Here is a 14,304-nt window from a genome sequence, read left to right as displayed (position 1 = left end):
TTAAGGCAGCCTGAAACGTGATACGTGATGGCGCGTCGTCTAACACGCCATTTGGCGGCAAACCGTTGCCGCTCCATTCGGATTTCAGGCTGCCTTAACGCCGCGATACAGCCCCCATTGCCCAATCAACCGCGCCACCGCCTCGGGTACGTCGTCCGCAATGCTTTGCCCTGCCGCCGCCCGCCGCCGAATCGCGCTGGAACTCACATCCCGCAGCGGCGCAGACAAGATTTTCAGGCTGCCCTGTTGCAACGCTTCGCCCAGCCAATCGCACAGCTCTGGCGGCGCAAGGTTCAACGACTGCCCCGCCCGTGCCGCCACCGCAATATGCGTGAGCCGCGCGAAGGTGCGCCAGTTTTTCCAAGTGTGCAGTTGCAGCAAGCTGTCCATCCCCATCAGCCACCAAAGCTCGGCATCGGCAAAATGCTGGCGAAAAATCTGCACCGTATCCACGCTATACGTCGCCCCATCGCGCACCATGTCCACATCGCTCGCCGCAAAACGCGCATCGCCCGCAATCGCTGCCTCCACCATCGCCAAACGCTGCGCCGCAGGCGTGCGCGTGCTGTGTTTGTGATACGGCTCGCCCGCCGGCAGAAAAATCACATTGTCCAAGCCCAGCTCGTCGGCAAACGCGCGGGCGATATGCAGATGCCCATTGTGAATCGGGTCAAAGCTGCCGCCGAACAAGCCCAGCTTATTCATCGCGCATACCCTTTTCAATCAACGTCAATTTGCCCGTGCTCGGATGAATCACCAGCCCATGCACCACCACATTGCTCGGCATCAACGGATGATGGCGAATCATGTTCACCGTATGGCGCACGCTTTGTTCCACATTATCAAACCCCGTAAACCAGCCATCCAAATCAATCCCCGCATGGCGCAGCGTTTCAATGCGGTCGGCAGGAATGCCTCGCGCCTGCGCCGCGTCCAGCATCGCCTGCGCCGTTAGCCCGCGCATCCCGCAGTCAAAATGCGCAATCACCATAATTTCTTCCACCCGCAATTCCAACACCGCCACCAGCAGCGAGCGCATCACCGAACCCCAAGGATGCGACACCACTGCCCCCGCGTTGCGAATCATCTTCACATCGCCGTTTTTCACGCCCAGCGCCGCATAAATCAGCTCCACAATCCGCGTGTCCATGCACGACAAAATCGCCAGCTTGCGCTCGGGGTATTTGTTGGTTTGATACGCCGCATACTGCTCAGCATCCACAAACGAGGCGTTGTACGCCAAAATTTTATCCAATTCAGACATTGCTTCTTCCCTCAAACTAAAAAACACAAAACGCGCATTATGCAGCCATTTAGGCAGCCTGAAAATCATACGCGCGAGAGCAAAACCATTTTCGCCAAATCCCTCTTGCCCTATTTTTTACCTTTCAGGCTGCCTCCATCCCCCCGTTTCAGGCTGCCTTGCGCAAAACATCCTTTTCATTTCAAGCAAAAAGCCGTATAATCGCGCCAATTTTTCATCCCCCCACCGAAAAATGACCCGCGCGGTCATTTTTTTGTATTTATACCCCTTGCAAACAAAGAAAACATGGACATTCAAAGCATTTTAGACACCACCCTCCCCGGCCTCGGCTACGAGCTGGTGGACCACGAACTCACCGCGCAAGGCACCTTGCGCGTGTTTATTGACAAAGCAGGCGGCATCACCGTGGACGACTGCGCCGCCGTCAGCAACCACCTAAGCCGCGTGTTTATGGTGGAAAACATAGACTACAAAAACCTAGAAATTTCCAGCCCTGGTTTAGATAGACCGCTGAAAAAAGCCGCCGATTTCATCCGCTTTGCAGGCAGCCAAATCAAGCTCAAAACCCGCCTGCCGGTGGACGGGCAAAAAAACTTCATCGGGCGCTTAGAAGCCTTTAACGACAGCACGCAAACGCTCACCCTGTCGTTTGACGGCAAAACTGCCGAAATCGAGCTGGGCAACATCGACAAAGCCCGCCTGAAACCCGAATTCAAATTTTAACCATTAGGAGACACAACGTGAGCAAAGAGATATTGCTGCTAGCCGAAGCCTTGGCAAGCGAAAAAAACGTCAGCAACGAAATCGTATTTGAAGCGCTGGAAGTCGCGCTGGGCATCGCCGCCAAGAAAAAAGCCGACCGCGAGCAAATGGATTTGGAAATCCGCATTGACCGCGAAACAGGCGACTACAAAACCATCCGCAAATGGCTCATCGTGGAAGACTTGGATTACACCTATCCCGAGCTGGAAAAAACCATTGAGCAAATCCAAGAAGAGCAGCCTGAAATCCAAATCAGCGTGGGCGATTACTACGAAGAAGAGTTGCCCAACGAAGCCTTTGGGCGACAAGCCGCGCAAACCGCCAAGCAAATCATCCTGCAACGCATCCGCGATGCCGAGCGCGAGCAAATTCTGAATCATTTTTTGGAAACGCATGAAAACATCGTAACAGGCACGGTTAAACGCATGGAACGCCACGGCATTGTGGTGGAGCTTGCGCCCAAGCTGGATGCGCTGATTCCGCGCGAGCAAATGCTGCCCCGCGAAAACTATCGCGGTGGCGATCGCATCCGCGCGCTGTTTTGGAAGCTGGAAGAATTCAACGGCGGGCGCAAGCAAGTGTTGCTCAGCCGCACCGCGCCTGATTTTGTGCGCGAATTGTTTGCCCAAGAAGTGCCTGAAATTGCCGATGGCTTGTTGGAAATTAAAGAAGTGGCGCGCGACCCTGGGCAACGCGCCAAAATCGCCGTGTTGGCGCGCGACCAACGCATAGACCCGCAAGGCACGTGTATTGGCGTGCGCGGTTCGCGTGTGAACGCCGTGTCTAACGAGATTGGCGGCGAGCGCATCGATGTGGTGCTGTGGTCGGACGACACGGCGCAATTTGTGATTAACGCGCTTTCGCCCGCGCAAGTGAGCCGCATTGTGATTGACGACGAGTTGAACTCGGTGGATGTGATTGTTGCTGAAGACCAACTGGCGTTGGCGATTGGGCGCGGCGGGCAAAACGTGCGCTTGGCGGCCGAATTAACCGGCTTGCAACTGAACATCATGACGCTGCAAGAAGCCGAAGAGCGCAACGCAGCCGAAAGCGCGGCGGCGCGTAATCTGTTTGTGGAACAGCTTGAAGTGTCGGAAGAAATCGCCGATGCGCTGGTCAATGAAGGCTTTGAAAGCGTGGAAGAAGTGGCGTATGTGCCCGCCAGCGAATTGCTGGAAGTGGAAGGCTTTGATGCCGAGCTGGCGGAAAGCCTGCGCGCCAAAGCGCGCGAAGTGGTGCTCAAAGCCGCCGAAGAAGCCGAAGCCAAGCTCAACGAAATTGACGAAGATTTGCGCACTTTGGACGGCGTGGACGAAGACATGCTGCGCGATTTGGCGGAAGCCAACATCACCAGCCGCGACGATTTGGCGGAGCTTTCCATCGCCGAGCTGATTGAAATCACAGGCGTGAGCCACGAGGAAGCCGAAAAAGCCATTTTGGCGGCGCGCGCGCATTGGTTCGCCGAAGAAGACAACGCATAAGGAATAACAGATGACTAACCGAAAAACCGTGTCCACAACCGACACCGAAGTGGTTGTAAAAAAACGCCGCAACAAAGTTTCCAAAGAAGAATTGCTGGCGCAGCTCAAAGCGGAACAAGAAGGGCAGCCTGAAAGTCCCGTCGCCGAACCCGCTGCCGAGCGTTTGGGCAGCCTGAAAGCCGATAGCGGCGCGGCAGAACAGCTTGCCGTGCAGGCGCAGCCTGAAAACGATGCCGCCGCCGAACAAGCCGCGCAGGAAGCCGCCGAGCGCGAAGCCAAACGCCGCGCCGCGCAAGCCGAAGCCGAGCATATCCGCGCGGGCAAAGCCGCCAAAGCCGATAAGCAGCCTGAAAAAACCGAAGCAGCGGAAACAGAAGTTGCGGCGCAATCTGCCGAGCCTGCTGTTGAACAATCTGCCGCGCAAGCGCAGCCTGAAAAAGCATCTGACAAACCATCAGCCGACAAACAAGGGCAGCCTGAAAAAGCCGCCGGCGAAGGCGACAAGAAAAAACGCAGCCGCAACAAGAAAAAAGACGCCGCGCCCGAGCCGTTGCCCACGCCTGTTGAAGTGGTGAACGCCGCCGAAGCGGAACGCCGCAGCGAAGAGGCCGACCGCGCCGCCAAATTGCGCGAAGCGCAAGAGCAGCTTGCCCGCGAAAAAGCCGAGCGCGAAGAACGCCGCAAACGCCGCGAAGAAGCCAAGTTGCAAGCCGCCGAAGAAGCGCGCTTGGCCGCCGCCGCCAAAAAAGACGGCAAAGACGGCAAAGGGCAGCGCATCGCCAAGCCCAGCGAAGAAAAATTAGAGAAAAAAGCCGAAGAAGCCAAACGCCAAAAAGCGGAACAAAAAGCAGGCGGCAAGCTGGGCAACGCCTCGGGCAGCCTGAAAACCGCTTCGCCCGCACAGCAACCAGGACAGCCTGAAAACCCCAGCAGCGGCAGCCGCAAAAAAGACGACCGCCGCAACAGCCGCGATGATGAAGAAATGCGTGGCGGCAAAGGCAAAGGCAAAGGCGGCAAAGACGCTCGCGGCGGACGCGGCGGCGACGACGAGCGCGTGCGCGGCGGCAAAAAAGGCAAAAAACTGAAACTGGAACCCAACCAACACGGCTTCCAAGCCCCCACCGAGCCCGTGGTGCATGAAGTGCTGGTGCCCGAAACCATCACCGTTGCCGATTTGGCGCACAAAATGGCGGTGAAAGGCGTGGAAGTGGTCAAAACGCTGATGAAAATGGGCATGATGGTTACCATCAACCAATCGCTGGACCAAGAAACCGCGCTGATTGTGGTGGAAGAAATGGGACACATCGGAAAACCCGCCGCCATCGACGACCCCGATGCCTTCTTGGGCGAAGAATCCGCCAGCACGGCAGAATTGCTGCCGCGCCCACCCGTTGTTACGGTGATGGGGCACGTTGACCACGGTAAAACTTCGCTGTTGGACTACATCCGCCGCAGCAAAGTGGTGGCAGGCGAAGCGGGCGGCATCACGCAACACATCGGCGCGTATCACGTCGAAACACCGCGCGGCGTGGTGACGTTCTTGGATACTCCGGGGCACGAAGCGTTTACCGCTATGCGTGCACGCGGCGCGCAGGCCACCGACATCGTGATTCTGGTGGTGGCCGCCGATGACGGCGTGATGCCGCAAACGGTGGAAGCGATTGCCCACGCCAAAGCCGCCGGTGTGCCGCTGGTGGTGGCCGTGAACAAAATTGACAAGGAAGCGGCGAACCCCGAGCGCATCCGCCAAGAATTGACGCAATATGAAGTCGTGAGCGACGAATGGGGCGGCGATGTGCAGTTTATTGATGTTTCGGCAAAACAAGGCACGAATATTGACAAATTGCTGGAAGCCGTGTTGCTGGAAGCCGAAGTGTTGGAGCTGAAAGCCCCTGTGGACGCGCCTGCCAAAGGGCTTATCGTGGAAGCGCGGTTAGACAAAGGCCGCGGCGCGGTGGCAACGCTGTTGGTGCAAAGCGGCACGCTGCGCAAAGGCGATATGCTGCTGGCGGGCACGGCGTATGGCAAAGTCCGCGCCATGTTAGACGAAAACGGCAAGCCGATTGAAGCCGCTACGCCGTCTATCCCCGTGGAAATCTTAGGTTTGTCGGACGTGCCCAACGCAGGCGAAGACGCGCTGGTGTTGGCAGACGAGAAAAAAGCGCGTGAAGTGGCGCTGTTCCGCCAAGGCAAATACCGCGATGTGCGCCTTGCCAAGCAACAAGCCGCCAAGCTGGAAAATATGTTCAACAACATGGGCGAAGGCGCGGCGCAAAATCTGTCGGTCATCATCAAGGCAGACGTGCAGGGTTCTTACGAAGCCTTGGCGGGCAGCCTGCAAAAACTGTCCACCGACGAGGTGAAAGTGAGCGTGTTGCACAGCGGCGTGGGTGGTATTTCCGAGAGCGATGTGAACTTGGCGATTGCTTCGGGCGCATTGATTATCGGCTTTAACGTGCGCGCCGATGGCTCTGCCCGCAAGCTCGCCGAAGCCGAAGACGTGGAAATCCGCTACTACAACATTATTTACGACGCGATTGACGATGTGAAAGCCGCGATGAGCGGGATGCTCGCGCCCGAAGAAAAGGAACAGCAAACGGGCACGGTGGAAATCCGCCAAGTCATCACCGTGTCCAAAGTGGGCAACATTGCAGGCTGCATGGTTACCGATGGCGTGGTCAAACGCGACAGCCATGTGCGCATCATCCGCAATAATGTAGTCATCCATACGGGCGAGTTGTCTTCGCTCAAACGCTTCAAAGACGATGTGAAAGAAGTGCGCATGGGCTTTGAATGCGGTTTGATGATTAAAGGCTACGACGACATCGCCGAGGGCGACGTGTTGGAATGCTTTGATGTGATTGAAGTGGCGCGCACGCTGTAAACGCCAAAGGCAGCCTGAAAATGGATTTCAGGCTGCCTTTTCTATAACGAATATTTTTGAAAGAAGGCTATGAAGAAAATTTTACTCATCGGCGCCGCGCTGTCGGCATTGTCGGCACACGCCGACATTCCGCAGCTGAAAGACACGCAATGCCGCTTGGTGCGCGCCAACGGGCAGCCTGAAAAAGCGTAACGCTGCCGCGTGCAAGTGGTGTCTTCCGCGCCGCGCCCCAATCTGCCCGATGTGCAATCGGCGAGCTATCAAATCGGGCAAAAGCAGTATGACTTTACCGCCGAATACCAAGCCGATACGCAAACGTGGCGTTACCGGCACGGCGATGCGCCGCTGGCGGTGTACCATCGCAACGGCGCGTTTAAGCAAACCGGCAACGCCAAGCGGGCGCGTTATACCTGTTTCCAATCGGCGGCGGCGCATTTTTGCGCGCGCAAACTGCCTGCGCCGTTTTGGTGATTGCCGCCCAGCTTGATATGAAGACAAAAAGGCAGCCTGAAAATGGAAAAACCCGTTTTCAGGCTGCCTTTGTTGTGTCTTACCGCTCCCCCAAATCCAGCCCCCGCCCAATCGCGTAAAACTGCCCGCCCGACACATAATGCAGCGTGCGCCAATCGTCGCCCGCCTCGTCAAACCGCCAATGCCCGTCGCGGAACACCGCATCGTCTGCCCACGCCGCTTCCACTTCGCCGATAAACAAATCATACGCCTGCTGATTGTGCGGCTCGGGTAACACGCGGCACGCCAGCCACGCCGCACAGCCCGCCACCAGCGGCACATCAAACCCCGCTTGGCGAAACAGCGGCACATTATCCATTTTGCGCGGATTGGCGTTGCGGCTGCTGCGCCCCATGGCCAGCACCAGTTCTGCCTGCGCCTGCACGGGAATCTGCACGGCAAAACGCCCGCTTTGCTCAATCAGATTGCGCGTAAACGCCAATTTGTCCAGCACCACCGTTAAGCGGCAGGGGTTGTAATCCAGCGGACAGCCCCAAGCCGCCGCCATCGCGTTGTCCGTGCCGTTGTGGCAGCCTGAAACCAGCAAAACGGGCCCGTGGTTGAGCAGGCGAAAGGCTTTGGGTAAAGGAATAGATTGGATGGTCATCGTGTGTTTGCCTTAAAACGTTCGGTTGTGCAGATGCGCGTGCAGGTGTTGCGCCGCCTCGCTGATGATTTCGCGCCAGCTTGCCAGCGGGTGGGGCGCGTGCCAATTTTCCACGGTGGGATACCACATATTGCGTTTGCTGCCCACTATCCCCCAGTTCCAGGCGTAAGCAGGCGCAGACAGCATCACCGCGCCCTCAATGCCCATCGCCCCCGCCAAATGGATAACGGGCGTATCGGTGCTGACCACGAAATCCAAATGCGCCATCAAGCCCGCCAAATCCGCCAAGCCGCCGATTTCATCGGAAAACTGCGCGATGCGGTGTTTTTCCAGCCATTGTTTTTCTGCGGCGGTGAGGTTTTGTTGCAGGCACACCCAATGCGCGTCGGGCGCGGCGGCAACCAGCGCGTCCAAGTCTTGCACATCGTATACGGAGCGGATGTCGTCCTCGGGGATGTCGGCGTTGCGCCACGCCAAGCCGATGCGCGCGCGGCTGCGGTTCAGCGGGAACACGCCGATGAAACGGCGTTTTTGCGCTTTCTCGGCAAACAGATAGGGATGGCGTTTGGGCAGCGTTTCAAACGGGCGGTCAAACCGCGTGAGCAGCGCGTAGGGAAATTTCCAAAAATCAAATTCGGTTAAATGCTCGTGCCATGTTGCCACGTCAAACGCTTCGTCGATATCGGGATGGGTTTGGAGCAGGGCGGCGGCATCGGCGTGCGCCAGCACAATCAGTTTCGCCACGCCCAGCTGGCGTTTGAACAGATGCGCCAGTTGGGCAAACATGATTTCGTCGCTCAGCCCCAGCTCGCTCCAAATCACAAAAGTCTTGCCTTTGGGCGATTGGCGTTGCCAGCGTTTTGCCAAAATGTCGTCGCCTTCGGGCGGGAAAGGGCTGCGATGATACAGCGCCACGTTTGCTACCGCTTTTTCGCGCTGGCGGAAACCGCGCGGGTAGTCTTGCATTTGCAAAACAAGCTGGGCTTGCTGGAATTTGAGCGCGGGCGTTTGCCGGCACAGGTAAAACTGTTGCGCGGCTTTTTCTGCCGGCGCGTGCCAGCCTAGCCGTTGGTAGAGCATGAATTGGCGGTAGTAGGTTTGCTCGTTGGCGGCGTGCCACAGCGCGGCTTGGCGGTATAGCTCAATCGCTTCGTCCGGCTTGCCGGGCTTCTTTTTCCGCGCCCAAGGTGAGCAAAAAGCTGGGGTCGCCCGCGTCATAGGGTTTTTTCACCAGCACAAACGAATGGTTATCGAGCGTGCGGATGTCGGCGATGACGGTGTTCAGTTGCACCAGCGCGGATTTGATTGCGTCAAAACTGTTGCATCGCAGGCACAGGCTGCCTTCGGGTTTGAGCACGCGCAGCCAGTGGGCATAGGCTTCCACGGGGGCGTTTTGCAGCACGGCATGCGCAACCAGCACGGTGTCGTAATGGGCGTCGGCGAGGTTGGGCAGATAGTGAACCGTGTCAGGGCTGCCCTACGCCACGCCCACATCGGCGGGGTGTTCTTGCAGGGTTGGGGCAAAATGGTCGAGATAGCTGTGGTCGTCGTTTTGGGTAATCAGTAGCCAGTTGGGTTTCATGTTAAAACTCTAATGGGTTAGGTTAGGATTGTGTAAACGCAATCATACCAACAATGGCAGGTTTTGGGCGGATAAGGGGGCGTTTCAGGCTGCCTTTGGATTGGACAAAGGGTTCAGTCCGCGATGCGGTGTTGCGAAACTGAAACCCGCCTGCCCGGCAAAAAACCGTTTGGCGCGATGAACGGCACACCAAACGGTTTGGTTTTTCAGGCTGCCTTTGGGAGGTAAAGGTTTCAGGCTGCCTTTGCGTTGCATGTTGATAACCGCCCGCTGTTGCCCGCGAAAAAGGGCAGCCTGAAAACGGTTTGCCGGTTCGGTTTCTCCGTTCCGCCGCGCGTTTCAGGCTGCCTCAGTGGTTGGGTGCGGCGTGTTACAGCTTCGCCGCCGCATCGCGCAACGCCGTGCGCAAACCCTCTTCAATCACGGGATGATAGAACGGCATTTCCAGCATTTGCGGGATGGTCATGTGCATTTGATGCGCCCAAGCCAGCAGGTGCGCCAAGTGTTCCACCGCAGGTCCAATCGCTTCCGCGCCCAGCAGCCGCCCCGTCGCCTTGTCGGCATACACGCGCAACACCCCTTTGTTCACCAGCATCACGCGGCTGCGCCCTTGGTTGCGGAACGACACTTGCCCGATAACCACATCGCGCTCAAAACGCTCGCCATACTGCGCTTGCAACGTGGCAAAACGCGCGCCCACCGTTGCGATTTGCGGATGGGTGAACACCACGCCCAGCAGGCTGCGGCGCAAGCCTGCTTGCACGTTGGGGAAACGTCCCGCGTTGTCGCCCGCGATTTTGCCTTGGTCGGCGGCTTCGTGCAGCAGCGGCAGTTGGTTGGACGCATCGCCCGCGATGAAAATATGCGGGATGCTGGTTTGCATGGTGTGCGGGTCGGCAACGGGCACGCCGCGCGCGTCCAGCTCAATGGGCAGGTTTTCCAAGCCCAAATTGTCCACATTCGGGCGGCGGCCTGTTGCCGCCAGCAGATAATCCGCCGTGAACGTGCCGCGCTCGCCCTCTTGCGTCCAGCGCACCTGCACTTTGCCCTCGGCGGTTAATTGCGTTTCGGTTTGGGCATCCAGATGCAGCGTCATCTCCGCGCCAAAAATTTCAACGGCTTCTTGCAGCACCACGGGGTCGGAAATGCCGCCGAGCAAGCCGCCCAAGCCGAAGATTTCCACGCGCACGCCCAAGCGGTTCAGCGCCTGCCCCAGCTCCAAGCCAATCACGCCCGGCCCGAACACGGCAACGCTTTCAGGCAGCGTGTCCCACGAGAACACGTCGTCGTTCACAATCAGTTTGTCGCCCAAGGACTGCCATTGCGGGAACACCACGGGGCGCGAACCGGTGGCGATAACGATGCGGTCGGCGCGGATTTGTGTGTGGTCGTCCACTTGGACGGTGTGTTCGTCGATAAATTTGGCGTGTCCCATGATGCGTTTGCTTTCGTCCCACGCCATCACGTCCTCCACCACAAAGCCGACGAAACGGTCGCGCTCGGATTTCACGCGGTTCATCACTTCCGCGCCGTCCACGCGCACGGACGATTTGTCCAAATGCACGCCGAACGGGTCGGTGTGCAGCGCGTGGTGCCGCGCTTCGGCGGCGGCAATCATCAGCTTGGAGGGCATGCAGCCCACGCGCGCGCAGGTGGTGCCGAATACGTTGCCTTCAATCAGATAAACATTGGGCGTGTGCAACAGGGCATTGCGGTATGCGCCCATGCCTGCCGTGCCGCCGCCAATCACTACAACGTCTGCTTGGATTTGTTTCATGATGCGTTCCTTTCGGGATTCGGATAATAAAGTTTCGCTATTGTATTTCAGATTGCGGTTGATTTTGATTAAAAGATTTAATTCGGGTGTTTGGGCAGCCTGAAAACTTTGTCCAACCTGCGAGCGGTGGAGCGTCGGCGGCTCGCCGACTTGGTTTCAGCCTTATCTTATCAGCATTTGGCGACGAGCCGTCGCCGCTCCATTCCGGTTTCAGGCTGCCTCAGGGCGTTACGCATAGGCAGCCTGAAACTATGTTCTTGCTGCCGCTATGCTGCTTCAATCACGCCCAAATCCACCAAGCCGCGATAAATGCCGTCTTCGTCGATGGCGGGGCAAACGTAATCGGCAACGGCTTTCAACTCGGGCACGGCGTTGCCCATCGCCACGCCGAAGCCCACGCCGGCAATCATTTCCAAATCGTTCGGCCCGTCGCCAAACGCCATGCTGTCGGCGATGCTGATGCCCAATTTGTCCAACGCGGCGGCGATGCCGCGCGCTTTTGAGCCGGCTTTGTCCAGCATGTCCACGCCGCTGGGATGCCAGCGGATGATTTGCAGCGAGGGCGGCAGCAGCGGGGCGATTTCGGCATCTTGTTCGGCGGGGTAAAAGCCGAGCAGTTGGTAGGTGTCGTATTTGCCGCAGGCGGCGGGGTCGGATTGGTAGCTGATGCCCAGCGAGCCGAGCGCCTCTTGCAGATAGCGGTTTTCCGCAATGGCAAACAAGCCTTCGCGCGTGGCAAGCATGTGGGCGATGCCGCGCACTTTGAGGCAGCCTGAAAACCGGGTGAGCAGGGCGTTATCCAGCGGGAACTTGGCAAGGGCTTTGCCTTGGTATTCCACATATTGCCCGTTGAGCGAGACAATCATGTCGATGCCGCATTCTGCAATCAGTTCCACGATTTTGGGCGGCATGGAGGGAATGGTGCGCCCTGTGGCGATGGCGGTGATGATGCCTTTTTGCTTCAACAGTTTGAGCGCAGTTTTGGCGCTTTCGGGGACGGTTTTTTTGCCGCGGTTGATGTACAGCGTTTCGTCGATGTCAAAAAAGATGATTTTGGGCTGGGGTTTCATAAATATTCTTTGGGGATGGTGCAAACGGGGATGGGTTGGATTTTGTGTTGGGTGGCGCGGTTGAGTTTCACAAAGATGTCAAACACTTCTTGCTCGCGTCCTGATAGCGCGTCGCGCGTGATGCCGCGTTCAAATTGCGCCATCGCGCGTTCCAGCTCGGGATAGCTTGCGCCCATTTGTTGCTCGTCGGTGCGCTCGCCATCCCACAGCCCGTCGGTGGGCGCGGCGGTTTGGATGGATTGGGCGATGCCCAGTTCTTTGGCGATTGCATACACTTGCGTTTTGAGCAGATCGGCAATCGGGCTGATGTCCACGCCGCCGTCGCCGTATTTGGTGAAAAAGCCCACGCCGAAGTCTTCCACTTTGTTGCCCGTGCCCGCCACCAGCAGACCGTTGATTTGCCCGTAGTAATACAGCGCGGTCATGCGCAGGCGCGAGCGGGTGTTTGCCATGGCTAAATCTTGGTTGGGGCTTTTCAGGCTGCCTGTAAGCACGGTGCGTTCAAATTGCTCAAAGGTGGGCGTTAAATCCACGGTTTCGCCGCGTGCGTTGGCATATTGGGCAACCAGTGCGGCGATGTGTTCGGCGGCGCGGTCAAATTGGTCAATCTTTTGGCGGATGGGCATATTGAGCAGCAGCGTGGGCAGCGCGGTTTGCGCGCAGAGCGTGGAGACCACGGCAGAATCAATGCCGCCCGACACGCCCACCACAAAGCCTTGGGCGCGGGCTTGCACGGCATAATCGCGCAGCCAGTTGATGATGTGTTGGATGATTTTTTGCGTTTGCATGGGGTTTCCTTTGTGAACGGGTTTTCGCTTCGCAACGCCGCTACGCTTTGCAGGCTGCCTCTATTGGTTTTCAGGCTGCCTGATTGGATGAGCGGTGGTTTGAGGCAGCCTGAAAACCGCATTATAGCAAGCCGCGCCCACGCGCTTTGCTTCGGCGGGCAAAGTGGGCGGCAACAAGCGGGCATTATGGCGGGGCAAGGGTTTTAAATGATGCTGCGCAGGCTGCCGCAATGGGCAAAGGCAGCCTGAAAATGCCCCCCATGTGTCCGTATGGCGAAAACATCGGCGCAACAAGCCGCAAAATATCTATAATGATTGCGAATACAGGGTTTTAGCCGATTGTTCACTATGAAAGGAATCATCATGAAACACGCCGTCCGCTTGAGCATCCTCGCCGCCGCTTTTGCCGCCGCCGCAACGCCGCACGCCGCACCCATCCAAGGCGTGGGGCAAATTGAAAAAGACTGGGAAATGCAATGCGACAACACAGGCACTTGCCGCATCGCAGGCTACTCGGAATCAGGCAGCGACAAGCCGGCGAGCGTGCTGTTTACCCGCGCCGCAGGCGAAAACACGCCGATTGAGGGCGAAGTTTATCTGATGAGCGAAAAAGAATTACCCAATGCGGAATTGTTGATTGACGGCAAAGCGCACGGGCAAGTTGTCTTGGATAAAAATTCGGGTTACGGCAAATTAAGCGGCAGCCAAACCCAAGCCCTGCTCACCGCCGTAAAACGCGGGCAAAGCGTTACCTTCCGACACCAAAACGAAACGTGGATGCTGTCCAACGAAGGCGCAAACGTAACCCTACTGCACGCGGACACTTTCCAACAGCGCGAAGGCACGCCCGGCGCGTTTATCCATATCGGCAACGAGCAAAAAACCGTGCTTGCCGCCCAGCCCAAGCCCGTTATCACCGTGCCGAGCGTGTTGCCCGCCAAGCCCGTTATCATCAAATACGGCAGCAAAGGCTACAAAAACCTGCTGGCGCAACTGCTTGCCGCGCGCAACGCCGCCTCGCCCAAAGAGTTACAAAGCGATAGCTACGGCTGTGCGGATGACGAAAAAGAAGACATGGCGCTGTATCCGATTGATAAAGACAACGCGCTGTTATCCGTTTTCTGCGGACGCGGCGCGTATCAAGGCATGGATGACTATTTCCTTACCGACGGCAAAGGCAAAACGGTGAAAAAACATATCGGCTTGCTTGGCAATATGGGTGAGGGCTACCAAAACGGCTTGCTCAACGCGGGCTTGAAAGGGCGCGGCTTAGGCGATTGCGTATCCACCGAAACCTACGCATGGAACGGCACGGAATTTGTGCTTGCCGAAGAAAAAGATACCGGGCTGTGCCGAGGCTTCCCCGGCGGCGCATGGGATTTTTATCGCACCACATCGGAAATCCACCGCGAAAAATAAGCGGGCTGCTTAACAGAAATCCGTGTAAATTTATATCAACAAACAATGAAAATAAGTTAAAACAAATTGACCTAAATTAAGACAGATTGGGCGAATAGGTCTAGAATTCGGAAAAACTAAGCAATAAAAATCGTGTAATTTGCCAATTTCAAGCTGTTTT

At 57.2% G+C, this 14,304-nt stretch carries 15 protein-coding genes; 6 read left to right on the top strand and 9 right to left on the bottom strand.

The window, feature by feature from the left end; translation table 11 throughout:
• Window positions 1-84 precede the first annotated feature (84 nt).
• Window positions 85-705 (bottom strand): nicotinate-nucleotide adenylyltransferase, encoded by a 621-nt coding sequence (nadD, locus tag H3L93_RS09485; protein ID WP_003793692.1) that lies wholly within the window; start codon window positions 703-705, stop codon window positions 85-87.
• Entirely contained in the window at window positions 698-1,264 is a 567-nt protein-coding gene (locus H3L93_RS09480) for a beta-class carbonic anhydrase (protein WP_040558280.1), read from the bottom strand. The genes nadD and H3L93_RS09480 overlap by 8 nt, the downstream gene beginning before the upstream one ends.
• A gap of 285 nt (window positions 1,265-1,549) precedes the next feature.
• Between H3L93_RS09480 and rimP the strand changes: the two genes are divergently transcribed.
• The 5 genes from rimP to H3L93_RS09460 all read left to right on the top strand — a co-directional run bounded on the left by rimP (window position 1,550) and on the right by H3L93_RS09460 (window position 6,862).
• Window positions 1,550-1,987 carry a ribosome maturation factor RimP gene (rimP, locus tag H3L93_RS09475; protein ID WP_003793695.1) on the top strand — a complete coding sequence of 146 codons (438 nt, stop codon included), beginning with the start codon at window positions 1,550-1,552 and terminating at the stop codon, window positions 1,985-1,987.
• Window positions 1,988-2,004: 17 nt separating this feature from the next.
• Window positions 2,005-3,507, top strand: a complete 1,503-nt coding sequence (gene nusA, locus H3L93_RS09470) for a transcription termination factor NusA (protein ID WP_003793696.1) — start codon at window positions 2,005-2,007, stop codon at window positions 3,505-3,507.
• A 10-nt stretch (window positions 3,508-3,517) separates the two neighbouring features.
• On the top strand, window positions 3,518-6,391 hold the full coding sequence (infB, locus tag H3L93_RS09465) for a translation initiation factor IF-2 (RefSeq protein ID WP_003793697.1): 2,874 nt from the start codon (window positions 3,518-3,520) through the stop codon (window positions 6,389-6,391).
• 69 nt (window positions 6,392-6,460) lie between these two features.
• Window positions 6,461-6,583, top strand: coding sequence for a hypothetical protein (locus H3L93_RS13385; RefSeq protein ID WP_003793698.1), 123 nt, complete (start codon window positions 6,461-6,463; stop codon window positions 6,581-6,583).
• A gap of 9 nt (window positions 6,584-6,592) precedes the next feature.
• Window positions 6,593-6,862, top strand: a complete 270-nt coding sequence (locus H3L93_RS09460) for a hypothetical protein (RefSeq protein ID WP_040558084.1) — start codon at window positions 6,593-6,595, stop codon at window positions 6,860-6,862.
• A gap of 79 nt (window positions 6,863-6,941) precedes the next feature.
• Here H3L93_RS09460 and H3L93_RS09455 read toward each other — a convergent pair whose 3' ends face one another.
• From H3L93_RS09455 to H3L93_RS09425, 7 genes are all read right to left on the bottom strand, one after another.
• Window positions 6,942-7,508 carry a flavin reductase family protein gene (locus H3L93_RS09455; RefSeq protein WP_003793700.1) on the bottom strand — a complete coding sequence of 189 codons (567 nt, stop codon included), beginning with the start codon at window positions 7,506-7,508 and terminating at the stop codon, window positions 6,942-6,944.
• 12 nt (window positions 7,509-7,520) lie between these two features.
• Window positions 7,521-8,726 (bottom strand): glycosyltransferase family 9 protein, encoded by a 1,206-nt coding sequence (locus H3L93_RS09450; protein WP_003793701.1) that lies wholly within the window; start codon window positions 8,724-8,726, stop codon window positions 7,521-7,523.
• Window positions 8,650-8,928: a hypothetical protein gene (locus tag H3L93_RS09445; RefSeq protein ID WP_040558087.1), complete on the bottom strand. Its 279-nt coding sequence runs from the start codon at window positions 8,926-8,928 to the stop codon at window positions 8,650-8,652. The genes H3L93_RS09450 and H3L93_RS09445 overlap by 77 nt, the downstream gene beginning before the upstream one ends.
• Before the next feature lie 532 nt (window positions 8,929-9,460).
• Window positions 9,461-10,867, bottom strand: a complete 1,407-nt coding sequence (locus tag H3L93_RS09440; protein WP_003793704.1) for a dihydrolipoyl dehydrogenase — start codon at window positions 10,865-10,867, stop codon at window positions 9,461-9,463.
• Window positions 10,868-11,133: 266 nt separating this feature from the next.
• Window positions 11,134-11,937: a Cof-type HAD-IIB family hydrolase gene (locus tag H3L93_RS09435; RefSeq protein ID WP_003793705.1), complete on the bottom strand. Its 804-nt coding sequence runs from the start codon at window positions 11,935-11,937 to the stop codon at window positions 11,134-11,136.
• Window positions 11,934-12,725: an NAD(+) synthase gene (gene nadE / locus H3L93_RS09430; RefSeq protein WP_003793706.1), complete on the bottom strand. Its 792-nt coding sequence runs from the start codon at window positions 12,723-12,725 to the stop codon at window positions 11,934-11,936. The genes H3L93_RS09435 and nadE overlap by 4 nt, the downstream gene beginning before the upstream one ends.
• A gap of 60 nt (window positions 12,726-12,785) precedes the next feature.
• Window positions 12,786-12,923: a hypothetical protein gene (locus tag H3L93_RS09425; protein WP_155802928.1), complete on the bottom strand. Its 138-nt coding sequence runs from the start codon at window positions 12,921-12,923 to the stop codon at window positions 12,786-12,788.
• Window positions 12,924-13,088: 165 nt separating this feature from the next.
• On the opposite strand from H3L93_RS09425, the gene H3L93_RS09420 reads away from it, so the two are divergent.
• Window positions 13,089-14,144 carry a DUF1176 domain-containing protein gene (locus tag H3L93_RS09420; protein WP_040558088.1) on the top strand — a complete coding sequence of 352 codons (1,056 nt, stop codon included), beginning with the start codon at window positions 13,089-13,091 and terminating at the stop codon, window positions 14,142-14,144.
• Window positions 14,145-14,304 lie beyond the last annotated feature (160 nt).

Origin of the sequence: Kingella oralis, assembly GCF_014054985.1 — a bacterium.
Taxonomy (GTDB): domain Bacteria; phylum Pseudomonadota; class Gammaproteobacteria; order Burkholderiales; family Neisseriaceae; genus Kingella_B; species Kingella_B oralis.
Note: the sequence above shows the minus strand (reverse complement) of the source record. Positions and strands in the feature narration are given on the sequence as shown.